We start from the raw sequence: 25899 nt of genomic DNA, 5'->3' as shown, positions 1-25899 counted from the left end.
CGGTTCTTTGTTTTTGGTATTAGAAGTCCGTAAGCGCAGGAGCATTAGGCAGGTGTCCTTTTTCCACTGCGCTATCATTAAATGAATAGCCTGCAATGCTGCTAAGGATTGTAGCAAGTACTAGAAATCCAACGATTCTTTTCTTTGTCATCTTTTTCACCTCCTTGAATGGAACATCACTATATTATTTTGATTACCCAGAGCTAAGCGATAAAAGTGGTTTGCCCGTTCAAAATCTTTTTCTTGCGTATAGAGAGTCGCGAGTTCATCTGCGTATATTTGTGTTTCAAAAATTCTATTCTTACTTTTAAAGTATTTGACAGCCTCCGTCAGAACCTTAATATAGTTACCCTTATCAATGTAACGAGCATAAAGGATCTTAAATTTCCAATAATAGTCCCTGTCATCTTTCTGGTTGAGGTGATCCATACCTAATTGATAGTACTCCATTGCAAGTTCAAAATTCTCTTCCTCGAAAGAAATACTGGTCAGCATATATAGCGTGGAAAGATAATTTTCGAAGTCCGGATGCGGCAAGACCTTCTTTAAATATCGCGTTGCAGCTCCGTACAATCGTTTGCGTTCATATAGTAATCCTAGATTATGATAAATACTTATCTTTACCATATCATCCGTTATAGCGTTTCTATCTTGCAGAGCTGAATGCAGATAATCCTCGGCTAAGTCAAATTCTCCCATGTCGATATAATTCAAGGCTATCAAGATCTTGGCTCGTGTCAGCTTCTTCTCATAAGCTGGATACAGCTGATAGATATAAATCGCCTTCTCCGCGTAGATAGCGGATCGATTCGTATAATCCAGATAATAAAGCGCAGAAGCAAACAGATCGAAGAATTCCGCTTTTTCTATTTCATCGTGGATATAGCCGAGATAGGATTCGACTTGTCCATATTCTTCGATGGCATTGTAATAGTCTTTTGTCGAATAGAGATACATGCCTTTGAATAGGTGCAGGTAATAGAGATGTTCTTCTTTGAGGTAGGGGGAGAATCCTTCTACTTGGCTGATGAGTTTTTCGGCTTCCGCGTGATTCTTGCAGAGAATATGATGGCGGCTATGGATCAGAAGTGCCAGCTTGACGACGTCGTCATTCGCTTCCCCTTTCGCGAGCTGTTCGGATACTTCCGCTTTCAGCTTTTCCGCTGCTTGGACTTTTTTCAATTTGATGTTCATATACCACAAATTGAGCAGTTCCCTTAGCTCTTCTGAGTTGAATGTGACGTCAGAACGCATCAGTTACACTCCCTAGTCTGTAAGTTTTTGCCTATTATAAGCATAGCATGTTTCCTGGCGGATTTTTATTGGGAAAGTAGGTCGAATTTTGCGACATTAATAAGCTGTTTTCCGTCATGGATATACTGCCTCAGGAAAGCTGACCTATAATCTGCTAGACATAAAAAGGCCTCCGTCCATTGGAAACGGAAGCTGATGGATTTTAAGAAACGAAAGGCTCCTTCTTTCTTACAGCCTGTGATTTTGTAAGCCGGGCCAGGAATAGGAAGGAGAGAATGGAAGACTTTTGGAATAGGACGCCGATTAGTAAAGGGATGCCTATACCGATGATGGTGTACGGTATGACCCCGTATCGAAGATCAAATAGCATCGCGATGAACATATTCACTGGAACATGGAGATACATGATGGTGACAGTGCGGACGCCCAATCTGCTGATCCAGCCAAACAGTCCATGGCTTGCAATCCGGACGCATACAGACAAAAGCAAAAGGACAAATGATAGCGGGATGATCAGATCCAAAAATATATGGTGGAAGATCCTATACTTCAGGTCGAGCTGAAATATAAATACCCCGAAATAATCTAGTGCAAGGAATGTACTGGAAATAAGGAAGCAGACAAGCAGCACTTTCCAATCCGCCATCCATTTTTTGATCCATGTCTTGCAGTAATAACCTGCTGCAAAATATGCTGCAGTTACAAGCGCGACATCCATATTAAGGGGGAAGGCCATGTCCGGGAAACAGGCTGCCAAAAGATGTGCCAATACATAGCCGCCTCCAATACAGCTTACTTGGATTGCAAGCGTATAGCGGAGCACATACCCGAAGAACAGCCGAGTCAGTAATAGGCAGGTGATGAACCAGAAGACAAGATGTGCGCCTTCCAGGATCTTTCCCCCATAAAGGAATTGGATGGACGTGTGTAACAGGTAGTCAATGGATGGATGAAAAACAAGGAATGATAAAATGAACAAGATACCGTATGAGGCATAAGGGATGAGCAGTTTCTGCATTTGTATCCTGCTCCATGCTTTATAGTTGAAATCCCCTGCGTATTTGAAGATGAGTCCGCTTACAAAAAAGAAAAAGGGCATACGGAACCAGGCTAGAAAGTGGTTTACTTCCAAGTGCCCGGAATGCCCGATCACAACCAAGATGATGCTCAATCCTTTTGCAATATCAATCCAATTTTCGCGATTGCTCATCGATTTAAGGCTCCCTATGGACTTTTACATAAAGTATACAGTACATGTGATTTTCGTTCCATATGGTGCTTCATGCAAGGTGCTGTGTCTCTTTGCGCTGGATGAACCGCAGCCGCAAGAAGAAGCCGATCGCAGCACAGGTCAGTCCGAGTGTGATGCCGACCCAGAAGCCGAATGGTTCCAATATCGTGAAGCGGGACAGCAGATAGCCGCTCGGCAGACCGACGATCCAATAGGAAATGAAAGCAATGATGAACGGGATGGTCACATCCTTATAGCCGCGCAGCACACCTTGAAGGGAGGCCTGGGCTGCGTCGGAAAACTGGTACATGATCGCAAACAGCATGAACTGCATGGCAAGCAGGACGACAGCGCGATCAGAGGTATAGAAGTAGCTGATCTGTTCCCGGAAAAGGAACAATAGCAAGCTCAAGATACCGATGATGACAAGAGCGGAACCAACACCAAGGATAGCGTATTGTTTTGCATGGTCCATCCGGCGGGCTCCGACTTCATAGGAGATGACGATCGTCATGCCGATCGAGATGCTGAGCGGCACCATGAACATCAATGTCGTAAAGTTCAGCGCTGTCTGATGGGCGGCGATGACTGTCGTATCGAATAACGAACCCATCAGCAAGGTGACGACACTGAAGATACTTGCTTCAAAAAACGTACTGAGCCCCATCGGCACGCCGATTTTCAATTGTTCCTTCCAAGCCTGGAAGGAAATCTTATACCAGCGGACGAACAAATGATGCGTGCGCATTTCCTTCAGCTTGAATGTCAGGAATACACTGGTACCGAAGATGAACCAATAGGTGAAGGCTGTAGCATAGCCAGCCCCTGCCCCGCCTAGCTCGGGGAAGCCGAAGTTCCCGAAAATAAGCAGATAATTCAGCAGCGCATTGATGGGCAAGGCCATCAGCAAAACCGTCATCGATACTCTTGTGTAGCCCTGGGCATCAAAGAAATTACGCAAAACGGCACTGGCAAACAGCGGAATGATCCCGATTGCGAGTCCATGCAGATAATCCGTTGCCACAGTATGTACATCCGCACTCAAATCCATGATCCCGAGCACTGGCTGGAGTGCAAATGCCCCGACGAACAGCACAACCAACGAAATCAAGATTGCCAAATAAAATCCTTGCATGACTGTCCGTCCGACATCGCTGCGGCGGTTGTTGCCGATCAGCTGCCCGACCATCGGCGTGATGGCCAGCATGATGCCGGTCAATCCGGTATAAACGGGCATCCAAAGGCTCGACCCGACAGCCACACCAGCCAAATCATCCGTCCCTGCCCGGCCCGACATCATCGTATCCAGCACCGTCATGGCATTGTAGCTGATCTGCGTCACCAGGATAGGCCATAATATGTGAAAGAATAAAGACGCTTTTTCGCGTAACGTGTTCGTAGGATACATATGTCCTCCTCCTGTTGTCAAAAAAAAGTGAAATCACAGCAACTAGTGTAACATACCCCCTGATGTAAAGCACTTTTGCTCTGGTGCTAAAGTTTCAGAAAGCCTGTGGATAAGTCGTTTGATTTTCAGCTGGGAGGGTACATAATAAGTAACAGCATCTGCCCAGACAGGAAAGGAGTGGTAAGAAATGACTTACCCTTCATTGACGTTAAGCGTGCAGGATTTTATCGAGCGAACAAAAAGAGGCTCGTCCATCAATGATAAATATTTTTTCGTTTTCAACCGCAAACCGATTGTGGCGAAGATAAATATAGGAAGCCATAAGATCGAAATACCCGATCTGCATGATATTGTGCTCGAGAAAGGGAAGGATGGCAAAAACAGCCTATTCTTCATGCCCCAATCCTTCATTTATGAAAACCCGAAAGCCAAGCGGACATTGGACGATATGCCCCGTATCATCCTGGAAGGAAAAGAACTATCGATGTCGATGGAGCAAAATGAAGAAGCCTACACAATGACGATCACCATTCGTTAGTGTAGGCTTTTTTTATATCTTGATGGAAATATGACAGAAGAAGGATATCCGGTAAAAAGATGAAACCAATCTGTCCCTCCATTCGTCTATCAAGTAACAAACATAGGAGGGAACGACATGTTCCAAATGGTTTTCTTTTCTCTAGGTGTCCTTGTCCTGCTGTTCCTGGTGGCAGAACTCGCCCGCCAGCTGACAGACCTTCGCCGGCTCATCTCACCGGAAAGCAAAAGAAAAAAGCCTGGGACAGAAGATCCTGTCCCAGGCTTTGGTGATCAATAGAAACGTTTGTAGCTATCGAAATGCTTGCTGTAGTAAGGGTTGCTTGTGCTTGTGATGCGTACGCCATCGTTATCCGCATGGATGAACTGACCGCCGCCAAGGTAGATACCCATATGGGAGATGCCAGATTTGTACGTACCTTCGAAGAAGATCAAGTCACCAGGCTGCGGTGAGTTTACATGGTAAGAACGGTTGTAGTAACCTTCCGCAGATGTACGGGAGATATCATACCCGGCATTCTTGAATGCGTAGTAGATGAATCCGCTGCAGTCGAAACCAGCAGTTGTGGCTCCGCCCCATACATATGGTTTGCCAAGCTGGGATTTAGCAACGCTGATCAGCTTGTCCACGCTCTTGGAAGTGCTTGCGGAATCCACTTGTGTGTTGTTCGCAGGCTTCGAAGAAGAGGAACCGCTGCTTGCTTTCCCATTGATCTTCAATGTCTGACCGACGCGGATGACATCGGAAGACAGGTTGTTCCAGCTCTTCAGGTTCGCAACGGAAACACCGTGCTGATTCGCGATCTTCCATAGTGAATCACCGGACTTCACTTTGTAAGTGGAAGAAGGGCTGCTGCTGGATGAGCTTCCGGAATTGGAAGAAGAACTGTTGGAAGAAGAACCGCTTGCCGAAACCTTCAGCTTGTCCCCAGGATAAATCAAGTCACCGGAGATATTGTTCCATTTTCTCAAATTGCTTACGGAAACTTTGTGTTTAGCAGCAATACCGCTCAGCGTATCACCGGATTTAACCGTGTAAGTGGAAGCGGAGCTGCTGGATGAACTTCCGGAATTGGAGGAAGAACTGTTAGAAGAAGAGGAAGAACCTCCTGCTGAAACTTTCAGCTTGTCACCAGGATAAATCAAGTATCCGGAGATATTATTCCATTTTTTCAAGTCGCTCAAAGAAACGTTATGCTTGGCCGCAATCCCGCTCAGCGTATCACCGGATTTAACAGTATATGTAGATGCACTGCCAGAAGATGACTTGGAACCAGAGTTAGACGAGCTGGAAGAACCAGAAGTCTGCAAAACTTGGTTAGGGAAAATCAAATCGTTTTTCAGATTGTTGATTTTCTTCAATTCAGAAACGGACATGTCATATTTGTTTGCGATCTTCCAGAGCGAGTCGCCCTTCTGTACCTTATACGAAGCAGCGTCAACAGTTGTGGCATATGAACTAGCGATTACCGCAGTTGCAGCAAGGGTAACAATCGTCTTTTTCATTCTAGTAACTTTCTCCTTTATTTTCATAATCCATAGAAATTAATCATACTATAGCATATTTTGGCACATAGATTACCAGAATTTACGTCATTGTAATGTAACTGTAATATTAGGGTCGTATATTGTAAGGAAATGTAGAATGGATGTTATTGAGGGTTTCCAGATAGTATGTTACTATTTTTACAGTTTCAGTAAGCGGATAAGGACTTTTGTACGAGTTGTCATTTGTCCCCTCGGATAATGTTTTATCTTTTAGATGGGGGGAAGTATAATTCGTATGAAACACTCAATGCGCATTCTACATATATTACATAAAGAGGTGCAGAACGTATGAAAATCAAAAAGGCCATCATTCCAGCTGCAGGTCTTGGAACACGCTTCCTGCCAGCAACGAAAGCACAGCCGAAGGAAATGCTGCCAATCGTCGACAAACCGACAATCCAGTACATTGTCGAAGAAGCGGTGAAATCCGGCATCGAGGACATCATCATCGTCAGCGGACGCGGTAAACGCGCGATCGAAGACCACTTCGACAAATCCTACGAGCTCGAAGATCAGCTGATCAAAAAAGACAAGATGAAGATGCTCGAGGAAATCCAGGACATCACCAATCTTGCCGACATCCACTATATCCGCCAAAAAGAAGCAAAAGGACTTGGCCACGCCATTTCCACTGCCAAGAAATTCATCGGCAACGAGCCTTTCGCAGTCTTGCTAGGCGATGACATCGTAAAAACGGAGGGCACACCGGCATTGAAACAATTGACGGAAGCCTTCGAAAAATACCGCGGTTCCGTCGTAGGCGTGCAGCAAGTGCCGGATTCCGAAGTATCCAAATACGGCGTCGTTGCACCACAAGGTTCCACAAGCGAACCAAACTTGATGCAAGTAAGCGACCTCGTCGAGAAGCCGAAGAAGGAAGAAGCACCTTCCAACTACGCTATCATGGGCCGCTACGTATTGACTCCAGAAATCTTTGATATCCTGGAAACTCTACCTCCTGGTGCTGGCGGAGAGATCCAATTGACAGATGCGATTAAAGAGTTGAACAAGAAACAAGCTGTATATGCTTGTGAATTCAGCGGAGATCGTTATGATGTCGGGGATAAGTTTGGGTTTATCAAAGCGACTATTGAATTTGCTTTGGATCGGCCGGATTTGAAAGGTCAATTAGAAGATTATCTTAATAATTATGTGCTAAAAGAAAATAAATAAAGTTAACTCCGAGAACAAGCCTTTTTTAAAGGCTTGTTTTTTTATCCAAATTTATTTGTAAATCTACTCCCTAACTGGAAAATCTATGTTATACTTCTATAAGTTTGTTTTGAATAGAGTCAAAAAGGACTATATATTATACTAATTTTCCCTGATAACGCAACAATATTTGTAAGTTTTTCTACTGTTCGACAAAAAAGGACATTGCAAGGTAACAAATAGAAGATATAATAGGATAGTACTATTTCACGAAAAGTTAGTATATTACACCGACAGCAAGATTAATTAACGGAGGGAAATGAATGGAAGAAACAATATCTTTAAAGGAAATATTTGCATTGTTAAAGAAGCGCATGTTAATGATTTTATCCTTAATAGTGAGCTTTGCTGCAATTGCACTTATACTTAGCTACTTTTTAATAACTCCTACATATACAGCAAAAGCTTCTGTGGTCGTCAATCAGGAGGAGAATGTCGATGTTTCAGCGTTAAATACGGCAATTCAATCCAATATAAGCTTGATCAATACATATAAGATCGTTATGACAAGCCCTGTCATTTTGGATGAAGTTGCGAAAGAGATGAATTTGTCTCTATCATCTACTGAAATTGCCGAGAAGTTAGAGGTTACTTCAGAAGCAGACACGCAGATCATCACTGTTACAGCAACTGATACAAATCAAGCAAAAGCCGCAGAGCTTGCTAACACGACAGTGAATGTATTCCAAAATGAAATACCTGAATTGATGAACTTGGAAAACGTTAAACCCCTATCGCTAGCGGAAACAGAGGACAACCCATCTCCAGCCAGTCCGAATATTCTGTTGAATACAGCTATTGCTATAGTTTTAGGTGCTATGATCGGAATTGGTCTTGCGTTCTTGCTAGAGTATCTAGATAACACTGTAAAAACGGAAAATGACATCGAAAAGAAAATCGGTATTCCAGTGATCGGCTCTATCAGTCATATGAGCGAAGAGGATTTAGTAACCAATAAACAATATCAAACTACAGCACAGAGAAGAAATGTAAGGAGAGACTATAATGGCCAAAAGAAAAAAACAGTTTAAAACCAATGTAAGATCTCTCATTACAAAGCAAAATCCAAAGTCCCCTATTTCAGAGCAATTCAGGACGATTCGGACGAATGTTGAATTTGCATCTGTCGATGAAAAAATCCAAAGCATGCTAGTTACATCCTCGGGACCATCTGAAGGTAAATCGTCTATTACTGCTAACTTGGCTATCGTGTTTGCACAACAAGGCAAAAAAGTGCTATTGATTGATGCCGACTTAAGGAAACCAACTACGCATTACACGTTCAAGATGGATAATCGTGTAGGATTAAGCACTGTACTCATTGGTGAGAAAACACTGGAAGAAGCAGCACAGGAAACAGATGTACCTAATCTTGATTTATTAACTTGTGGGCCAATTCCGCCAAATCCTTCTGAGCTCCTGGGCTCAAATGCGATGAAGCGCTTGTTGGAAATAGCGAAAGAAGTCTATGACATGGTTATCATAGACACACCACCTGTATTAGCTGTCACAGATGCGCAAATTCTTGCAAATATTTGCGATGGCTCCATTATAGTGGCACGCAGCGAACAAACAGAGTACGATTCCCTTTTAAAGGCAAAGGAACTGATTGAGCCTGCAAAAGCTAAGCTGTTGGGTGTTGTGCTGAACGACGTAGCACAGAAACATTCAAATACCTATTATTATTACGGAAACTAAACTTACAAGGGAGCAATGTTGATCAGCAACTCATAGACATTGCTCTTTTGTGAATAAATGGGGTGAAAACTATGATTGATATTCATTGTCACATATTGCCGGGGATTGATGACGGGCCGAGAACATTAAACGAAAGCCTCGAAATGGCGAAAGCAGCAGTAGCGGAAGGAATCGATACAATTGTAGCTACTCCTCATCACCGCAATAATCAGTTTAATAACCATTACGCTGATATTATGAAAGAAGTACATAATCTAAACGATGCATTAGTGGCGGCAAGCATTCCATTGACCATTCTCCCAGGACAGGAAACAAGAATTTTTGGCGAGTTGGTTGAGGGACTAGAAGAGAGAGAAATCTTGCCAATAAACCAACATACACCCTACATCTTAATTGAACTTCCGACTGCAACTTTCCCAAAATTCACGAAACAATTGCTTTATGATTTACAACGACAAGGATACAAACCAGTGATTGTGCATCCTGAACGAAATAAAGCCATTTTGGAAGATCCTAATCTCTTATATGAAATTGTAAAAGGAGGTACCTTATCCCAAGTAACAGCAGCAAGTATTTTAGGTAAGTTCGGCAAGAAGATACAGGAACTCAGTTTCAAACTGATTGACAGTAATCTTTGTCATTTTGTAGCGTCTGACGCCCACAACATAAGTACTAGGTCATTTGTCTTACGAGAAGCATATGGTCTTCTAGAGAATGAATATGGTCCTGTATTTGTCAATCAAATGATAGAAAATGCCGCTGATCTTATCGAAGGAAGAAACATTGTAGGTGAAATTCCAGAACGTATAAAAACAAAGAAAAAGTTATTTGGTATCTTCGGTTAAACATGTTAAAGGTGGGTTTCCTATCAATCAATTTGATACTTTGCCTAAATCAATTAAAAAGACAATGCGCTATATCAAGCAGGATGCGCCTCTTCATAAACTCTTATTCATAAAAAAACTTGTAAATGAAGCCATAGATAAGAGAATTCAAAATGAAGAAAGTAAAAAGGGGACGATCTCTTGAGTTATTCTAAAAGACTAGCTTTGTTAGTCGGTATGGATTCACTTATTGTATTATTTTCTGTTTATGTTGGATATTATTTTTTAAACCCTTATTTCGGTATCTTTACATCTAAAATGCTGTTAATCAGTTCGATAACATTACTTATAACACATCATATTTTTTCTTTTATTTACCGTCTGTATCATAAGGTTTGGTCTTATGCGAGTATAGGGGAAGTTATTGCTATTGTTAAAGTCGTTAGTTTTTCGATTATTTCTGCAGCCATTGTACAGTCTGTTTTTATGGGGAATATCTATGTTCGCGTTTTGTTTCTAACATGGTTATTACATATCTGTCTGATAGGAGGTAGCCGTTTTTCCTGGAGGCTGTCAAGAGACAGGTTAGTTAAGTCAAGTATTGTAAAAGAAAATACGTTGATAGTCGGAGCAGGTGCTGCTGGTACGATGCTAGTACGTCATTTGCTTAAAAATCATGACCATGAATTACAGCCAATTGCATTTGTAGACGATGATTTGAATAAACATAAGCTTGATATATATGGAACACCAGTAGTTGGTTCAACAAATGACATTCCTGAAATAGTAGAAAGATATAGAATCAAGCACATCATCTTGGCTATTCCATCACTAAACAAGCATAGAATGCAAACTATCTATCAACAATGCAGTAAAACTAGCGCAACAACAAAGATTGTCCCGATGTTAGAAGATATCATTACAGGAAAAGTGTCTGTTCAGCAGTTTAGGGATGTACAAGTTGAAGATCTGCTTGGACGGGATCCAGTGGAATTAGATATCCAAAGTATCTCTGAAAAAATTACCAATAAGGTTGTACTAGTCACTGGAGCAGGAGGTTCTATTGGTTCTGAAATCTGTCGGCAAGTAACTAAGTTTAAACCAAAACAATTGCTATTGCTGGGGCATGGAGAGAACTCTATATACGCTATTGACATGGAACTGAGAAATACAGTTGGTGAGGACATTGACATTATTCCAGTTATTGCTGATGTACAGGACAGATTGAGAATTCAACAAGTTATGGATGATTATCAACCTGATGTTGTTTATCATGCCGCTGCACATAAACACGTACCCTTGATGGAATATAATCCTAAAGAAGCAGTAAAGAACAATGTAATAGGAACAAGAAATGTGGCGGAGGCTGCAGATTTAGCTAATGTGACTACTTTTGTACTCGTTTCGACAGACAAGGCGGTAAATCCGACAAATGTAATGGGATCGACTAAACGTATAGCAGAAATGGTTATCCAAGACTTAGATATACACAGTAATACAAAATTTGTTGCAGTTCGCTTTGGAAACGTCCTTGGAAGTCGTGGAAGTGTTATCCCTCTGTTTAAGAAACAAATTAAGGATGGTGGGCCGTTAACAGTGACTCATCCAGAAATGACTAGATACTTTATGACTATACCAGAAGCTTCTAGATTAGTGTTACAAGCAGGAACACTGGCTTCTGGAGGAGAAATCTTTGTTCTGGATATGGGAGAACCTGTGCGGATTGTTGATTTAGCTAAAAATCTTATTAGACTTTCAGGATTTAATGAGAATGAAATAGGTATAAAATTTTCTGGAATACGTCCCGGTGAGAAGATGTATGAAGAGTTACTCGATAAAGACGAAGTTCAAGATGATATGATTTTCCCTAAAATATTAGTTGGAAAATCAAGAGAGTATGATGTTATGGTAATAGATCATTTACTTAATAATCTTGATGTCTTGCAAAACTCTCAAATAAGAGAAATCGTACTTAACATTGCAAATGATCAAGGAATAAAAAAAGAAAAAAGCCTTGTGAATTAGGAGGAGAAAATGTACGTCTATTTGAAGAAATTTATAGATTTTACCGCTGCGTTACTCAGTCTATTATTGTTATGGCCCATAATATTATTGATAGCTCTTATTATAAAAATTGACTCAAAGGGACCAGTATTGTTCAAACAAAAGCGTGTAGGCATAGGTAAGAAGACATTTTATATTTATAAATTTCGTACTATGCGTGTCGACACTCCAAAAGATATGCCAACCCATATGTTAGAGGATCCTTATTATTTTATAACTCGTGTAGGGAAATTTCTTAGGAAATCTAGTCTGGATGAACTGCCACAATTATTTAATATTATTAAAGGTGAAATGAGTATAGTGGGTCCTAGACCTGCATTGTGGAATCAAAAGGATTTAATAAATGAAAGAGATAAACATGGTGCTAATGATATTTATCCTGGTTTAACGGGATGGGCACAAATTAATGGTCGTGATGAGTTGCCTATAAAAGTTAAGGCGGTTTTGGATGGAGAATATGTAGAAAAAATGAGCTTTTCTTTTGATTGTCTTTGTATAATTAAAACTTTAACGTCTATTTTTAAAGGTAGTGGTATTGTGGAAGGTTCTTATGAAAAACAAGACAACAAACAACAGGTCCATATGAAGAAAGTGGAAAAATGAAAAAAATACTAATTATAGGTAAGAGTAGTTATATAGGTACCAAATTTGATGAATACATAAAAGAGAGTGGTGGTAATTATTCAATAGATTTCTTAAGTGTAAGAAATAATAATTGGAAAATATTTGACTTTAGTCCATATGATGTAATATTACATACTGCTGGATTAGCACATGTTAGAGAAACAGAAGAAAATAAAAAGCATTACTACACTATTAATAGGGATTTAGTTCAGTCTATTGCTTCTAAATCAAAAAGTGATGGAGTAAGACATTTTATTTTTATAAGCTCTATGAGTGTTTACGGTATTGAAGAGGGAACCATTAATCGTGAAACAATACCGAAACCAAAAACAAATTACGGTATATCAAAGCTTCAAGCCGAAGAGCTATTAACTAAGCTTGAAACTAGCACATTTAGAATTACTATCCTCCGACCTCCAATGGTATACGGAAGAAACTGTAAAGGAAATTATACAAGATTATCAAGGTTGGCAAATTATACATTGTTTTTCCCGAAAATAGACAATAGAAGAAGCATGATATATATAGATAATTTGTCTATGTGGATAAAAAAGGTAATAGATAGTGGGATCTATGGCATTATACTACCGCAAAACAATGATTACATTAATACAAGTGAATTAGTTGCTAGTATTAGAAAGGCTAATAACAAATATACCTGTCTTGTAAGAGTTCCGAAAGTTTTATTAAAAATTTTTAAAATAAAAACACTCAATAAGTTATTTGGTAACTTAATATATGAATACGAAAAAGATAATGAATTGTTTAAAAAAATTAAAATGATAGATTTAAAACAAACAATTGAATTATCGGAGGAACATAAATGAAAAAGGTAGTAATACTATCAAATCATCATGCATATACTTATAATTTTAGAAAAGAAATAATTGAAAAACTACTTAGTGAGAATATTAAAGTTTATCTTATATTACCCTACGGTGAAAAAGTGGAGCTCTTGAAACAAATGGGTTGTGAATTTATAGATCTGCCACTTGATAGACGAGGGAAGAATCCTTTGACTGATTTGAAATTAATAATAAGTTATTTCCGGGAGATAAAAAAAATTAAGCCGGATGCTGTACTTTCTTATACAGTTAAGCCAAATATTTATGGAGGTATAGTTTGTAACCTACTTAACATACCATTTTTCCCAAATGTAACGGGACTAGGAAGTGCAGTTGAAAACAGAGGTATAATGCAAAAAGTACTAATTAGTATGTATAAAATTGCATATAAAAAAGCAAAATGTATCTTCATACAAAATGAAGAAAACAAGCTTTTTCTTGAAAATAATAAAATATTATCACAAAAACAAAAAGTAATACCAGGATCAGGAGTTAATATTCATAAATTTTTGTTGACTGACTATCCTAATTCAGACATTATTGAGTTCGTTTACATATCGCGAATAATGAAAGAAAAAGGTATAGACAATTATTTAGATGCTGCTAAATATATAAAAAATAAATATCCTCAAACAAGATTTCATGTACTTGGATTCTGCGAAGAACGTTATGAAGATAAATTAATGGAATACGAGAATGAAGGATATATAAAATATCACGGTATGCAGGATGACGTGCGTAAATTTATAAGTACTACGCATTGTACCGTTCATCCATCCTATTATCCAGAAGGTATGTCTAATGTTCTATTAGAAAGTGCTGCTACTGGTAGGCCAATAATAACTACTAATCGATCTGGGTGTAAAGAAATCGTTGACAATGGTATTAATGGTTACTTAGTTGAAATGAATAATAGCGATGATCTAATTAGGAGCATAGAAAAATTCATTCAATTGCCACACGAAGACAAAATGAAAATGGGGTTAAATGGACGAGCAAAAGTTGTGAGAGAATTCGATCGAAAAATAGTAGTCGAAAGTTATTGGGAAGAGTTAAGGAAAGTATAAGTGATATCCAATAAGGGGATTTAATATGTACAAGCCACACGATATTCCAAATAAAATTATTGTAATAGGCGGAAATCATCATAATGGGTTAGGTATTATAAGGAGTTTAGGTGAAATAGGATGTAGTGTTTATTTTATTTCATATCAAAGTGAATCTAATTTTGTGAGCAAAAGTAAGTATCTAAAGGATTATTGGAGTGTTGGTAAATTCGAAGAATTTTTACATATCTTAAAAAAAGAATTTGGACAAGAAAAGTACACTCCAATTATTATTCCTTCTGATGACAATACAACTAGTTTGTTAGATAGTAACTTGGATTTATTAAAAGATCAGTATATTTTCCCCAATATAAATATGACAAAGAATGCAATTACGCATTATATGAATAAGATGTTAATGAGTGATATTGCAGCTGAAAAAGGACTTAGAGTTCCTAAAAGTGTAACCATTAATTTAGAGACTATGTCAAACAGTGAACTAAATATAGCTCTAGAACAAATAAATTTTCCTTACATAATTAAGCCTGTTAAAAGTATAGGAGGAAATAAAGAAGATATTATTATTAGTGAAGACAATAGTAAGAATTTAAAAAGAGATATTAATATAGTAAGTAAAAATTACAAAGATATTTTAATACAAGAGTATATTGCAAAAGATTATGAAATAGGCGTTCAAGGAATATCAGTTAATAAAGGAAAGGAAGTAATAGTGGCGGGTGTTGTAGAAAAATTTAGAGATTCAACTACAGCTCCAGGTAGTACAACTTATGGTAAGGTAACTTCAAACTACTCAAAACTAGATATTGGAGCAATAAAAAAACTAGTAGAAGAAATTAAGTTTGAAGGTATTTTTGATATAGAATTTGTCTTAAAAAATGATGAATTGTATTTTATTGAATGCAATTTTAGAAATGGTGCATATGGCTATGCATTCACCAAAAGTGGCTGTAATCTTCCAGCTTTATGGTGTAAAAAAAAGATTGAGGGATATAAAATAGATAATCACGTTAAGTTATCTGACATTACCTTTATCAATGAATTAGCCGACTACAGAAATATAAGAAAGAAAGTTAAAATTTTAAAGTGGATATCGCAATGCCTAAACTCAGATGTATATTTGATATATAATAAAGCAGACTTAAAACCATTTCTATATAAGATTATAAATACTATATTGAAAAGGAAAACTCATGAATAAATTATTAGCTAATCTTAAATACTATTCTACATTAGCAATAAAGAAACCGAGGTTAATTTCATCAGCACTTTATAAAAAGCATCTAGGATTAATTCTTAGCTTTGATATTAGAAAAACCCAAACTCTTAATCATAACGATAAGTATTCTGTTGCTGTATCAAGTGATATACAAGATATATATGATTTTTATAAGAGGATGAATAGAAATTCTATTAGCGTTTCAATAATTAAGGATTGGTTAAGTAGAGACTATGAATGTTTCTTGATAAAAGATGATTGTAAAAACACTTTAGGCGCAATGTGGGCTTTTAAAAATGAATTTTTGCTGAAGAATACTAGCGGTAGAACCTTGTCATCTAACAAAGAGATTAAGTTAGATAAAGATACCGTTTATGGTGCTTACGTAATAATAGATCCGACTACTAGAGGCAAAGGGTTAAATCATCAACTATTAGGCTATGTGATAAATTATTATGACAAAAAATATAAGAAGTTACTTGTAACCACGGGTGCGAGTAATGCGGCATATATAAGATCGAGCATGAAGAATAATGCCCAGTTAATTGGGATAGTAGAAGTACTAAATATATTGGGTTTTCATAAGAGAAAAATATTTTTTATCGATAGTAAAGAAAAAGTATGGCATTAGACTACGGTCTAGAGGGAGATTAATAAATGACTTTTATTATCAGATTAGATGATGCTTCAGAATACATGGATGTACATAAATGGAATAAAATAGAAGCTCTCCTAGATAAATATGAAATAAAACCAATAGTCGGTGTTATTCCAAATAATGAAGATGAGACATTTACTACAAAGTACGTAAGAGATGATAATTTCTGGTTAAAAGCGAAAGGCTGGCAAGAAAAAGGATGGGAAATAGCATTACATGGTTATAACCATGTATATGCATCTAATTCGGGTGGAATAAATCCAGTAAATCATCGCTCTGAATTTGCAGGTCTTTCTTTAGAAGATCAACAAATAAAGATTTCAAAAGGGATGAAGATATTTAAAGAAAAGGACATTATTAGTAGGATGTTCTTTGCTCCTTCTCATACATTTGATGATAACACTCTTAAGGCATTAACTTTAGAGAGTAATATTAGGATGATTAGCGATACGATTGCTAATAATTGTTACAAATACAATGATTTTTACTTTATTCCTCAGCAATCAGGTAAAGCTAGATTATTACCTCTAAAACTAGTAACTTTTTGCTACCATCCAAATGAGATGACTAATTCAGATTTTAACCATTTGGAATCCTTTATTGTTAAGCACAGAAGAAAATTTATTTCTATAGATGATATTACCTTCTTAGAAAGAAAAATGGGTATCTATGATATTGTTTTAAGAAAACTATACTTTACTTTAAGGAAAATTAAGAGAATGGGTAAGGGATAAACTAATGGACAGACCTATAAGAGTCTTACATGTACTTGGTAGATTAGATAGAGGCGGTACGGAAACTCTAATAATGAATATTTACCGCAATATTGACCGTTCGAAAATACAGTTTGATTTTTTGATTCATACTAAGGATGAATGTGATTATTCCAGTGAAATAAGAGGGTTAGGCGGAAAAATATATTCCATTTCTCGTTATAATGTAAAGAACCATTTTAACTATAAAAAACAATGGAAGGAGTTCTTATCTAACAAGGAATACTCAATTATTCATGGTCATCTAAGAACAACAGCTTCTATTTATTTAAATATTGCTAGAAAAAGAGGTATCTATACCATCGCTCATAGTCACAGTACGGCATCGCGTGGAAATATGAGTGAAAGGCTAATAAAAGGTATATTGCAATTTCGTTTAAGATATGTAGCAAATTACTATTTTGCTTGCTCTGATGAGGCAGGAAGGTGGTTATTTGGCAGAAAAATAATACAAAGTAAAAGATATCAGATATTAAAGAATGCAATTGACCTATCATCATATAAGTATGATGAAAACATAAGAAACAATCTTAGAGCAAATATAGGCGTTTACAATAACTTTGTAATAGGTCATGTAGGTAGTTTTACATTTCCAAAAAATCATAAATTTTTACTTGAATTATTCAAAGAATATTTAAAGGTAAATAATAATGCAATTTTGATCCTAGTTGGAACAGGAGAGTTAAAAGAGGAAATAAAAAGCACATCTCGTTATTTGGGCATAGAAGAACATTTAATACTTACTGGTTCTGTAAGCAACGTTAATGAGTATATGCAAGCTATGGACTGTTTTGTATTTCCATCAATCTTTGAAGGGTTAGGAATAGCTTTAGTTGAAGCGCAAGCTACTGGATTGCCTTGTATAGTTTCAGATAATATCCCAAATGAAGCTTTAATGACTGATAATGTTAAAAAGTTATCTTTGAACCAACCGTCTGTAGAATGGATTAGACAAATAGTCGATGTCAGTGATAAAAAAATTAATCGTAATCTTCAATTTAAGAAAGTTCAAGAAAATGGTTATGACATAAAGAATGTATCTAGTTATTTAATGGATTTTTATATTAAGGTTTTAAATGAGGGATAATTATATGGATTTAGTATCGATCATAGTGCCAACCTACAATGGTTCAAAAACTATTCGGCGCGCGCTTGAGAGCGCATTAAAGCAGGATTATACAAATATAGAAATTATAGTCGTGGATGATAATGGTTTAGGTAGTTCAGAACAAAAGAAAACCGAAGAAACTATAGCTGATTTAATTGAAAAATATAATGTAACGTATATAAAACATAAAGTTAATATTAATGGTTCAGCTGCAAGAAATACAGGAGTAAAAAGTTCTAAAGGTAAATATATTGCACTATTAGATGATGATGATGTTTATCTACCGTTTAAGATACGCTTGCAATTAGAAGCACTGAAGGGCAAAGGTGAAGAATACGGTGCTTGCTATACATCCTACAAAAATATCTTTCCAAGTGGCAGAATCAGAGAAACATTAGCTACTGAATCCGGTGATTTATGTTTTAGCTTACTTGCAATGAAGATTTCTGTTCTTTCAAGTGTTTTACTTATTCGAAGGTCTGCATGGGATGAAATCAATGGATTTGATGCCACTTTTAAGCGAAATCAAGATCAAGAATTCTGTGTGAGACTATTCAATAAGTATAAAGTAGCAGTGGTTAAGGAAATATGCATGGTTAGGTATATTCTTAGAAGAAACTCTCCAGAAAATGTTTATAAAGGTGTAGAATATAGAAATTATTACATATCAAAGATGAAACCAATTATTAAGAGTTTTGAAAGAGGTCAACAAAAACAAATCTATTTTGCTCATCAGCTAGATATCTCAAAAAGATACTTGAAGGCAAAAAAATATAATAAATGTCTAGTTAGTTTATTCAGGAGTAAACGTCCTTTAAGTGGATTTTCTTTATTACTAAAAGATTATGTGGAATACAAAAGTAGTAAACGAAACCTAACCAATAAAAATTAGAAAAGGTGCAAATATGATTAAAGACAGGGATAGGGTGTTTGGAAACGGAGAATATTTACCATATAATGACTATAAAAGATCAATTAAAAATCAAACATCAAATATTTCGAAGAGAATTAAATTTTTAAATAGTATTTCTATAGCATTCATAATATGTGCTAATTATCTTTCCATTATATTTGATTCTTTAAATTTAATCAGTAATGGATTTATACCTATTTTAATAGCTATATGTATCATATTTTCATACTCTGTTACTTTAATCTTTGGACTGCATTTAATCCATATAAATAAAAAATCACTATTTTTCCTTTTATTTATAATAGGATTCTTTCTTCTAACGATATTATTTAATGATAATGATATTGTTGTAAGATATTTCACAGAATTCTTAGGTTATGGATTAACAGCTTTTATGATAACTTTATTACCATTTAACCCTTCTACTGTTCTCAAATATTTAACTTTAAGTGGGTTATTAATTTTACTTAATCCTATGGCAGTGACAGAAAACATAGGACTAATAACAAATAGCTATGGTCGAATAGACATGGGTTCATCTTATGCTTTACTAGTACCTGTAAGTGCGGCCATTATATACTTCTTTAGGGAGAAAAAAGGAGAAAAAATAAGTTTAATTTTATTTTTATCGTACCTTACAAATATCTACATGCTTTTTTTATTACTATCACAAGCATCGAGAGGAACAGTAATCTCTTTATTGGTACTTTTATCATTATTAGTTTACAAGAAAGTGTCTAATAAATTCTCAGGAAAGAAGAGACTACTTTCATTTGCTTTTATTGGAGTGTTTTTATCGCTAAGTGTATTAGCTTTAATAAACATCACAAAAGTACTGTATTTTCTCTATTCTTTGTCCCAATTAATGGGAATTGAGATTGCTGCTATTCTGAAGACGTATAACTTAGTTAACAATTACCACCTGTTAGGCCTATTAAATGGTAGACAGGATCTATATTTGAATTCATTAGAAATGATTAAGAACCATATTTTTTTAGGTAATGGGATAGGCTCATATACTAGTTCATATGGTATATATCCGCATAATATTGTTCTTCAACTGATGGTCGAGGGAGGAATTGTACTTACAATCCCAGTTCTAATTATTATAACAGGTATAGTTTTCTTTTTATTGACTCCACAAGATAAAATTGAAATAAATTCAGAATGGTACCTTCTATTACTGTTACTATTTTCTGTAGCTATGCCGCGTTTAATGTTTTCTTCCTATCTGTGGCAACAACAGTCCTTTTGGTTAATGATTTTCGTATACTTTATAATAAGAACTTTAAACAAAAAGAAACTAACATAGTGAGGCTGATAATTTTTTAATTAGTCGATAAGTGTAGGAGAATCTAATGAACATAAAGCAAAAGATTACCAGAAATGCATTTTTAAAAAGTGTGCTACTAATAAGTGGCAGCACAGTAATTGCACAAGCTATTAATTTTCTGTTATCGCCAGTTATTACAAGGTTATATACTCCTGAAGATTATGGCGCTCTATCTATATTTACTTCAATAATAGGTATTATTGCTACATTTAGCTCTTTAAGATATGAGATGACCATTCCAATTTCAAAAAACGATAATATAGCTTTAAATATGTTTTTATTGAGCATAATTACTTTACTAGGTATGACATTTTTTACTCTTTTGTTAACTTTTATTCTTAGTAGAGAAACATATTTACTCTTAGGGATAGAGGTTTTATATCCTTATAAATGGACTATTCCGGTTGGAATGTTTTTAATCGGATTTTACAATATACTAGTTCAATGGCTGTATAGAACTAGGCAATTTAGTATTGTAGCTCAAACTAAATTGACTCAAAGTCTCTTGCAAAATACAGTCAAGATTATCTTGGGTGTACTAAAAGTAGGTCAAATTGGTTTAATTATTGGGAAAATTATAGAGTCAAGTGCAGGCATCATTAGTCTAATAAAGAATTTGACAATAAGAGATGCTCCTAGAAGAAAAGTTAATTTAAAATTGATATTAGCTGGAGCAAAAAGATACAGGAATTTCCCATTAATATCTACACCTAGTCAATTCTTAAATGTAGCTAGCCTTTATTCACCAGTATTTCTATTAACATTTCTTTATGGAAGTAGTGTTACAGGTTACTATGCTCTAGCAAATACAATGATCAACTTACCATTTAATCTAATAGGAAAGTCAGTTGGAGATGTATTTTATAGTGAAGCTGCCCATTTAGGATCAAGTAATGCAAAAAAGTTGAAAAAGTTATCAAATAAATTATTGAAGAAACTATTTTATATTGGCATCTTTCCGGCAGTACTTGTCGTACTTCTAGGACCTTCAGTATTTCAAATTGTATTTGGTGAAAATTGGTTAGATGCAGGAATGTTTGCTCGATTGATAGTAATCTCAGTGTTCTTCCGTTTTATATTTTTACCTATAAGTAGAATTTTTGAAGTTTTTGAGAAGCAAAAAGATGCATTTATACTAGACACAATTAGAACTATACTAATAATCATTGTATTTACACTTGCAGCAAATATAAATTTAACGTCGTTTGAGACTGTGGGATGTTATTCAATTGCTATGTCTTTAATCTATTTAGTTACATATTTAAGGGCACAATTTATACTGAAGAATGAAATTAAATCGGGGGAATAGATCATGAAAAATATTGCTGTTGCTGGGACAGGTTATGTCGGTTTAGTTGCAGGCGTCTGTTTTGCAGAGATGGGACATATTGTGACTTGTGTTGATATCGATCAAAAAAAAGTAGATTTAATGAAAAAAGGTATATCACCAATCTACGAAGAAGGCTTAGAAAATTTAATGAAGAAGAATAATTCGAGTGGAAGATTAAACTATACAACGGATTATCAAACGGCCTACAAAAATGCAGATGCGATTTTTATAGGAGTAGGTACACCGGAACAACCTGATGGTTCTGCAAACCTTTCATACATTGCAAAAGTGGCAAGACAAATAGCTGAGTCTGTAGAAAGAGATTGTTTAATCGTTGTAAAGTCAACTGTACCGGTTGGAACAAATGATAAAGTAGAACAATTTATCAGGGATTTTCTTATCAACGATGTAAGAGTTGAGGTTGCTTCAAACCCTGAGTTTTTGGCACAGGGCTCGGCTGTTTATGATACTTTACATGCAGAAAGGATAATAATTGGAACTGAAAGTTTATGGGCTGAAAATCTACTGCATGAAATTTATGAACCATTTAATTTACCGATTGTTTCAGTAAATAGAAGATCAGCAGAAATGATTAAATATGCATCCAATGACTTCCTAGCTCTAAAGATATCCTATATGAATGATATTGCTAATTTATGTGAATTAGTAGGAGCAGATGTAGAGGATGTAGCGAAAGGCATGAGTTTTGACAACCGTATTGGTAGCAAATTTCTAAACGCAGGCATTGGTTTTGGTGGATCGTGTTTCCCTAAGGATACAAAAGCATTAGATTATCTTGCTAAACAAAATGGATATGAATTGAAAACGGTACAAGCCGCGATTGATGTAAATAAAGAGCAAAAGACAATGCTGTACAAAAAAGCAAGCCGTCGATTGATTACGTTTGATGGCTTAAAGGTTGCAGTACTGGGATTAACTTTTAAACCCGGAACCGACGACTTGAGGGAAGCTGCCTCTCTTGAAAATATACCTTTATTATTGGAACGAGGGGCAGATATCTATGCATTTGATCCTGTGGGAACTGATAATTTCGCGAAAATCTATCCAGAAGGAAATAACCTAAACGGCAACATTAAGTATGTAAAAAATATCGAGGAAGCTCTTCAAAACGCAAATGTATGTTTTATCTTTACTGAATGGAATGAAATCAAAGCAATTACTCCTGATATGTATAAAAGCCTAATGCAAACTTCGTTGGTATACGATGGACGCAACATTTATAATATTAATGAAATGCTGGAAGCACAGGTTGAATATCATTCAGTGGGTCGTAAGTCAGCTGCAAGACTAGCATTAAGGGAGGTCAATCAACATGGACTCCAAGCAGTTGAATCATGACGATATCTATCTTATAACAGGAGCAGCGGGTTTTGTTGGCTATTATCTTTCTAAGAACCTATTAGAACAAGGATGCAATGTTGTAGGTGTTGATAATCTGAATGATTATTATGATATAAACTTAAAGTACTCCCGAATCGAAGATCTCTCAAACTATAATAAGTTCTCATTATACAAAGTAGATATTGCTGACAAGGTGGGGATTTTAAACTTATTTGAAAATCAACGACCAAACATTGTCATAAACCTAGCAGCACAAGCTGGTGTTCGGTATTCTATTGAGAATCCAGATGCTTATTTAAAGAGCAATATGATAGGCTTCCATAATATATTGGAGGCCTGTCGACACTATCCTGTAGAACACTTAATATATGCGTCATCAAGTTCTGTCTATGGAGCTAATGAGAAAGTTCCTTTTGCGGAAACTGATTTTGTAGATCACCCAGTTTCTCTTTATGCAGCAACAAAAAAATCAAATGAACTCATGGCTCATACTTACAGTCATCTATACAACATTCCAACCACTGGATTAAGATTCTTTACAGTTTACGGTCCACTAGGCAGACCTGATATGGCATACTTTGGATTTACTAATCAATACTTTGAGAAACAGCCGATAAAAATTTTCAACAACGGAGATTTTGAAAATGATCTGTATCGTGATTTTACTTATATCGACGATATAGTGAAGGGCATCGTTGGATTACTTCATCACTATGACAAAGAGAAACTTTACAATGTATATAATATAGGTAATAACCAGCCTGTTAGATTAATGGAATTTATTCAAACCCTTGAAGAATGTTTATCCAATTCTTTAGGGGAAAAAATTGAATTTATTAAAGAGTTTGAGCCTTTCAAAAAAGGTGATGTACCTGCAACATATGCTTCTACTGACAAACTTCATAAAGCAATAGGTTTTAAACCAGAAACATCACTAAAAGAGGGCTTACAAAAATTTGCAGATTGGTATGTTTCCTACTATATTAAAAAAGCAGAGAAAATAAATTAGCCACTATGGTTAGGGGATATGAGGTGTAATCATTGCCATCTAGAAAAGGTAAAAATAAAAAAAAGCGTATTTGGTTAAGAGTTCTATTGTCTCTTATAGTAATTTTAATCTTAGTGGTCGGTGTTTTTGCTTTCCTTACAATTAATAATGCTCGAAGTACAGTAAGTAATATTCAAAAGTCAACAAATGCTATTGATCAGAAAGAAGTACAGAAAAAAGTGGAGAACAACGAAAAGTTAAACGTTCTTCTTTTGGGTGTAGATGAACGTGAAGGCGACGCTGGGCGTTCGGATGCTTTAATGGTAATGTCTTTGGATCCCGATAATGATTCTATGAAGATTGTCAGTATTCCCCGAGATACACGTGCGGAAATTGTGGGAAATGGAACAACGGAGAAGATTAACCATGCTTACGCCCGGGGCGGAGTGGATATGTCAATCAATACTGTTGAGAACTTCTTAGATATCGATCTTGATTACTTTGTAGAGATGAATATGGAGGGGCTTTCCGATTTAGTGGATGCTGTAGGTGGTATTACAGTTAATAGTCAACTCGAATTCACACAAAATGGGTATAGCTTCACACAAGGCGAAACTTCTATGGATGGCAACAAAGCCATGGCTTATGTTCGTATGAGAAAAGAAGATCCTAACGGTGACTTTGGTCGTAATGCACGTCAGCGTCAAGTAATTCAAGCAGTAGTCGATAAAGGTGCTAGTATCAAATCAGTGAATAAGATTGACGACTTGCTAGATGTTCTAGGTAATAACGTACAGACAAACATTGATTTCAGTACTATGACAGATTTATTCCAAAACTACCGTAATGTAAGAAAGAATACTGAGAATTACCAAATGCAAGGGACGGGCACTACAATTGATGGTGTTTATTACTATGAAATTGATCAAGAGGAAAGAGATAAAGTTCACGATATGCTAGGTGAATAAAAATAGATTAGGATGTCTCAAATGGAGGCATCCTTTTTGTTTATCTGAATATGAGACAAGCGTGAGACATTTTCCTCTATGTCTCATGCTACCATTTCAATAAGGACAGTACTGGAATGGGGGATTCCTGATGATAGATGTTCACTGCCATATCTTGCATAGTCTGGATGATGGTCCGAGTACGTTGGAGGAAAGTTTGAAGATGACGGAGGAGGCTGTATTTGAGGGGATAGATACGATTGTAGCTTCTCCACATGATAAGACTAAGTATTCTTATAATTCCCCGTCAGAACATCTATGCTAGTATAGATAATTTGATTGAGGTGCTGCAAGAAGAAGGGATTCCGTTACAGGTTCTTCCTGGACAGGAGACTTTAGTATCCCAACGAATTACTTGAGGAACGAGATTTTTTGGACTTGATGCCGGTAAAGGTCTAGCTACAAATATCATGTGTCCCGAAACAGGGAGCGGTTTCCGTACAGCGATTGCTATACCAATTCCTTTAGCAGCAAGCTGTGGTATAAAAAAGTGCATGAACTAATCTGTAATTTCGACAAGCTCATCAAAATGATCGATAAAGCAGTCTTTCTCCTGCTGGGATATGAAGCAACAAATCTAAGGTTGTATCTTGATGGAAGGAGTGTAAAAGGCTATGGACGTATTCGATAAAACTTGCAGGCGTTTGCGGATAAGCAATGCCATCCAGAAAAAGACATCTGATACGTTCATTTTAGCCAGGAGCCAACTTTTACTGATGCCGTCCATGCCTGAAATAACTAAACATATTTTTATCATGTGTAACTAATCTCGGAATATATTCAATTCCTTTTGTCGCCAACAAATACAGGTTGGCGTGTCTCCGGTTTCATCGTATGATACCTTCCTCCCTTATTGTTAAGATCTACTAAAAGTATAGGAGTACATTGCTGCAATTCCG

26 protein-coding genes are annotated in these 25899 nt (G+C 36.4%); 21 read left to right on the top strand and 5 right to left on the bottom strand.

From position 1 onward, the window contains the following. Nucleotides 1–19 precede the first annotated feature (19 nt). From CHH53_RS17750 to CHH53_RS00210, 4 genes are all read right to left on the bottom strand, one after another. A complete protein-coding gene (locus tag CHH53_RS17750; protein ID WP_255374686.1) occupies nucleotides 20–151 on the bottom strand; it encodes a hypothetical protein in 132 nt (43 codons plus the stop codon). Nucleotides 152–156: 5 nt separating this feature from the next. Further along, the gene (locus CHH53_RS00220; protein ID WP_095214108.1) at nucleotides 157–1254 is read right to left on the bottom strand and encodes a response regulator aspartate phosphatase; all 1098 of its coding nucleotides are present in this window, start codon (nucleotides 1252–1254) and stop codon (nucleotides 157–159) included. A gap of 202 nt (nucleotides 1255–1456) precedes the next feature. After that, nucleotides 1457–2464: an acyltransferase family protein gene (locus CHH53_RS00215; RefSeq protein WP_095214107.1), complete on the bottom strand. Its 1008-nt coding sequence runs from the start codon at nucleotides 2462–2464 to the stop codon at nucleotides 1457–1459. A gap of 70 nt (nucleotides 2465–2534) precedes the next feature. Beyond that, nucleotides 2535–3893 carry an MATE family efflux transporter gene (locus tag CHH53_RS00210; protein WP_095214106.1) on the bottom strand — a complete coding sequence of 453 codons (1359 nt, stop codon included), beginning with the start codon at nucleotides 3891–3893 and terminating at the stop codon, nucleotides 2535–2537. Between the two features lie 187 nt (nucleotides 3894–4080). Here CHH53_RS00210 and CHH53_RS00205 point away from each other — a divergent pair, with 187 nt between their 5' ends. Together CHH53_RS00205 and CHH53_RS17200 are read left to right on the top strand one after the other, a co-directional pair. After that, on the top strand, nucleotides 4081–4431 hold the full coding sequence (locus CHH53_RS00205; protein ID WP_095214105.1) for a hypothetical protein: 351 nt from the start codon (nucleotides 4081–4083) through the stop codon (nucleotides 4429–4431). A gap of 117 nt (nucleotides 4432–4548) precedes the next feature. Then, the gene (locus CHH53_RS17200; RefSeq protein ID WP_158221429.1) at nucleotides 4549–4710 is read left to right on the top strand and encodes a hypothetical protein; all 162 of its coding nucleotides are present in this window, start codon (nucleotides 4549–4551) and stop codon (nucleotides 4708–4710) included. Here the strand turns inward: CHH53_RS17200 and CHH53_RS00200 are convergent. Beyond that, nucleotides 4704–5936: a C40 family peptidase gene (locus CHH53_RS00200; protein ID WP_095214104.1), complete on the bottom strand. Its 1233-nt coding sequence runs from the start codon at nucleotides 5934–5936 to the stop codon at nucleotides 4704–4706. The two genes, CHH53_RS17200 and CHH53_RS00200, sit on opposite strands and share 7 nt — an antisense overlap. A gap of 330 nt (nucleotides 5937–6266) precedes the next feature. On the opposite strand from CHH53_RS00200, the gene galU reads away from it, so the two are divergent. The 19 genes from galU to CHH53_RS17535 all read left to right on the top strand — a co-directional run bounded on the left by galU (nucleotide 6267) and on the right by CHH53_RS17535 (nucleotide 25265). Then, nucleotides 6267–7151: a UTP--glucose-1-phosphate uridylyltransferase GalU gene (galU, locus tag CHH53_RS00195; protein ID WP_095214103.1), complete on the top strand. Its 885-nt coding sequence runs from the start codon at nucleotides 6267–6269 to the stop codon at nucleotides 7149–7151. A gap of 302 nt (nucleotides 7152–7453) precedes the next feature. Then, complete coding sequence (locus CHH53_RS00190) at nucleotides 7454–8221, top strand: YveK family protein (RefSeq protein WP_095214102.1); 768 nt, start codon at nucleotides 7454–7456, stop codon at nucleotides 8219–8221. Beyond that, entirely contained in the window at nucleotides 8196–8888 is a 693-nt protein-coding gene (locus CHH53_RS00185; RefSeq protein ID WP_095214101.1) for a CpsD/CapB family tyrosine-protein kinase, read from the top strand. Before CHH53_RS00190 ends, CHH53_RS00185 begins: the two co-directional genes overlap by 26 nt. Nucleotides 8889–8959: 71 nt before the next feature. Continuing rightward, nucleotides 8960–9733, top strand: a complete 774-nt coding sequence (locus CHH53_RS00180; protein ID WP_095214100.1) for a tyrosine-protein phosphatase — start codon at nucleotides 8960–8962, stop codon at nucleotides 9731–9733. A 180-nt stretch (nucleotides 9734–9913) separates the two neighbouring features. Continuing rightward, nucleotides 9914–11737, top strand: coding sequence for a polysaccharide biosynthesis protein (locus CHH53_RS00170; RefSeq protein ID WP_095214098.1), 1824 nt, complete (start codon nucleotides 9914–9916; stop codon nucleotides 11735–11737). Nucleotides 11738–11746: 9 nt separating this feature from the next. After that, nucleotides 11747–12379 carry a sugar transferase gene (locus tag CHH53_RS00165; protein ID WP_095214097.1) on the top strand — a complete coding sequence of 211 codons (633 nt, stop codon included), beginning with the start codon at nucleotides 11747–11749 and terminating at the stop codon, nucleotides 12377–12379. Next, entirely contained in the window at nucleotides 12376–13227 is an 852-nt protein-coding gene (locus tag CHH53_RS00160) for an NAD-dependent epimerase/dehydratase family protein (protein ID WP_095214096.1), read from the top strand. The genes CHH53_RS00165 and CHH53_RS00160 overlap by 4 nt, the downstream gene beginning before the upstream one ends. Further along, a complete protein-coding gene (locus CHH53_RS00155) occupies nucleotides 13224–14312 on the top strand; it encodes a glycosyltransferase family 4 protein (protein ID WP_095214095.1) in 1089 nt (362 codons plus the stop codon). Before CHH53_RS00160 ends, CHH53_RS00155 begins: the two co-directional genes overlap by 4 nt. A 25-nt stretch (nucleotides 14313–14337) precedes the next feature. After that, nucleotides 14338–15510 (top strand): ATP-grasp domain-containing protein, encoded by a 1173-nt coding sequence (locus tag CHH53_RS00150; protein WP_095214094.1) that lies wholly within the window; start codon nucleotides 14338–14340, stop codon nucleotides 15508–15510. Continuing rightward, entirely contained in the window at nucleotides 15503–16159 is a 657-nt protein-coding gene (locus CHH53_RS00145) for a GNAT family N-acetyltransferase (RefSeq protein ID WP_095214093.1), read from the top strand. The genes CHH53_RS00150 and CHH53_RS00145 overlap by 8 nt, the downstream gene beginning before the upstream one ends. Before the next feature lie 26 nt (nucleotides 16160–16185). Further along, entirely contained in the window at nucleotides 16186–16920 is a 735-nt protein-coding gene (locus CHH53_RS00140; protein ID WP_095214092.1) for a DUF2334 domain-containing protein, read from the top strand. A 4-nt stretch (nucleotides 16921–16924) separates the two neighbouring features. Then, nucleotides 16925–18046: a glycosyltransferase family 1 protein gene (locus tag CHH53_RS00135; protein WP_095214091.1), complete on the top strand. Its 1122-nt coding sequence runs from the start codon at nucleotides 16925–16927 to the stop codon at nucleotides 18044–18046. Nucleotides 18047–18050: 4 nt separating this feature from the next. Then, the gene (locus CHH53_RS00130) at nucleotides 18051–18959 is read left to right on the top strand and encodes a glycosyltransferase family 2 protein (protein ID WP_143594443.1); all 909 of its coding nucleotides are present in this window, start codon (nucleotides 18051–18053) and stop codon (nucleotides 18957–18959) included. Nucleotides 18960–18972: 13 nt separating this feature from the next. Continuing rightward, a complete protein-coding gene (locus tag CHH53_RS00125) occupies nucleotides 18973–20292 on the top strand; it encodes an O-antigen ligase family protein (protein ID WP_095214089.1) in 1320 nt (439 codons plus the stop codon). Between the two features lie 46 nt (nucleotides 20293–20338). Beyond that, nucleotides 20339–21622 (top strand): lipopolysaccharide biosynthesis protein, encoded by a 1284-nt coding sequence (locus CHH53_RS00120; protein WP_095214088.1) that lies wholly within the window; start codon nucleotides 20339–20341, stop codon nucleotides 21620–21622. Between the two features lie 3 nt (nucleotides 21623–21625). Continuing rightward, nucleotides 21626–23002: a UDP-glucose dehydrogenase family protein gene (locus CHH53_RS00115; RefSeq protein ID WP_095214087.1), complete on the top strand. Its 1377-nt coding sequence runs from the start codon at nucleotides 21626–21628 to the stop codon at nucleotides 23000–23002. Then, on the top strand, nucleotides 22977–24014 hold the full coding sequence (locus tag CHH53_RS00110) for a GDP-mannose 4,6-dehydratase (protein ID WP_095214086.1): 1038 nt from the start codon (nucleotides 22977–22979) through the stop codon (nucleotides 24012–24014). Before CHH53_RS00115 ends, CHH53_RS00110 begins: the two co-directional genes overlap by 26 nt. 32 nt (nucleotides 24015–24046) lie before the next feature. Beyond that, a complete protein-coding gene (locus tag CHH53_RS00105; protein WP_095214085.1) occupies nucleotides 24047–24961 on the top strand; it encodes an LCP family glycopolymer transferase in 915 nt (304 codons plus the stop codon). Nucleotides 24962–25091: 130 nt separating this feature from the next. Beyond that, nucleotides 25092–25265: a CpsB/CapC family capsule biosynthesis tyrosine phosphatase gene (locus CHH53_RS17535; RefSeq protein WP_233134718.1), complete on the top strand. Its 174-nt coding sequence runs from the start codon at nucleotides 25092–25094 to the stop codon at nucleotides 25263–25265. Nucleotides 25266–25899 lie beyond the last annotated feature (634 nt).

The organism is Terribacillus sp. 7520-G, assembly GCF_002271665.1.
Taxonomy (GTDB): domain Bacteria; phylum Bacillota; class Bacilli; order Bacillales; family Amphibacillaceae; genus Terribacillus.
This window is presented reverse-complemented; position numbering and strand designations above follow the sequence as displayed.

Excerpts from the sequence above, each read along its gene's own strand:
- CHH53_RS17750 (WP_255374686.1), bottom strand. The coding sequence starts at position 151 with ATGACAAAGAAAAGAATCGTTGGATTTCTAGTACTTGCTACAATCCTT.
- CHH53_RS00220 (WP_095214108.1), bottom strand. The coding sequence starts at position 1,254 with ATGCGTTCTGACGTCACATTCAACTCAGAAGAGCTAAGGGAACTGCTC.
- CHH53_RS00215 (WP_095214107.1), bottom strand. The coding sequence starts at position 2,464 with ATGAGCAATCGCGAAAATTGGATTGATATTGCAAAAGGATTGAGCATC.
- CHH53_RS00210 (WP_095214106.1), bottom strand. The coding sequence starts at position 3,893 with ATGTATCCTACGAACACGTTACGCGAAAAAGCGTCTTTATTCTTTCAC.
- CHH53_RS00205 (WP_095214105.1), top strand. The coding sequence starts at position 4,081 with ATGACTTACCCTTCATTGACGTTAAGCGTGCAGGATTTTATCGAGCGA.
- CHH53_RS17200 (WP_158221429.1), top strand. The coding sequence starts at position 4,549 with ATGTTCCAAATGGTTTTCTTTTCTCTAGGTGTCCTTGTCCTGCTGTTC.
- CHH53_RS00200 (WP_095214104.1), bottom strand. The coding sequence starts at position 5,936 with ATGAAAAAGACGATTGTTACCCTTGCTGCAACTGCGGTAATCGCTAGT.
- galU (WP_095214103.1), top strand. The coding sequence starts at position 6,267 with ATGAAAATCAAAAAGGCCATCATTCCAGCTGCAGGTCTTGGAACACGC.
- CHH53_RS00190 (WP_095214102.1), top strand. The coding sequence starts at position 7,454 with ATGGAAGAAACAATATCTTTAAAGGAAATATTTGCATTGTTAAAGAAG.
- CHH53_RS00185 (WP_095214101.1), top strand. The coding sequence starts at position 8,196 with ATGGCCAAAAGAAAAAAACAGTTTAAAACCAATGTAAGATCTCTCATT.
- CHH53_RS00180 (WP_095214100.1), top strand. The coding sequence starts at position 8,960 with ATGATTGATATTCATTGTCACATATTGCCGGGGATTGATGACGGGCCG.
- CHH53_RS00165 (WP_095214097.1), top strand. The coding sequence starts at position 11,747 with ATGTACGTCTATTTGAAGAAATTTATAGATTTTACCGCTGCGTTACTC.
- CHH53_RS00160 (WP_095214096.1), top strand. The coding sequence starts at position 12,376 with ATGAAAAAAATACTAATTATAGGTAAGAGTAGTTATATAGGTACCAAA.
- CHH53_RS00155 (WP_095214095.1), top strand. The coding sequence starts at position 13,224 with ATGAAAAAGGTAGTAATACTATCAAATCATCATGCATATACTTATAAT.
- CHH53_RS00150 (WP_095214094.1), top strand. The coding sequence starts at position 14,338 with ATGTACAAGCCACACGATATTCCAAATAAAATTATTGTAATAGGCGGA.
- CHH53_RS00145 (WP_095214093.1), top strand. The coding sequence starts at position 15,503 with ATGAATAAATTATTAGCTAATCTTAAATACTATTCTACATTAGCAATA.
- CHH53_RS00140 (WP_095214092.1), top strand. The coding sequence starts at position 16,186 with ATGACTTTTATTATCAGATTAGATGATGCTTCAGAATACATGGATGTA.
- CHH53_RS00135 (WP_095214091.1), top strand. The coding sequence starts at position 16,925 with ATGGACAGACCTATAAGAGTCTTACATGTACTTGGTAGATTAGATAGA.
- CHH53_RS00130 (WP_143594443.1), top strand. The coding sequence starts at position 18,051 with ATGGATTTAGTATCGATCATAGTGCCAACCTACAATGGTTCAAAAACT.
- CHH53_RS00125 (WP_095214089.1), top strand. The coding sequence starts at position 18,973 with ATGATTAAAGACAGGGATAGGGTGTTTGGAAACGGAGAATATTTACCA.
- CHH53_RS00120 (WP_095214088.1), top strand. The coding sequence starts at position 20,339 with ATGAACATAAAGCAAAAGATTACCAGAAATGCATTTTTAAAAAGTGTG.
- CHH53_RS00115 (WP_095214087.1), top strand. The coding sequence starts at position 21,626 with ATGAAAAATATTGCTGTTGCTGGGACAGGTTATGTCGGTTTAGTTGCA.
- CHH53_RS00110 (WP_095214086.1), top strand. The coding sequence starts at position 22,977 with ATGGACTCCAAGCAGTTGAATCATGACGATATCTATCTTATAACAGGA.
- CHH53_RS17535 (WP_233134718.1), top strand. The coding sequence starts at position 25,092 with ATGATAGATGTTCACTGCCATATCTTGCATAGTCTGGATGATGGTCCG.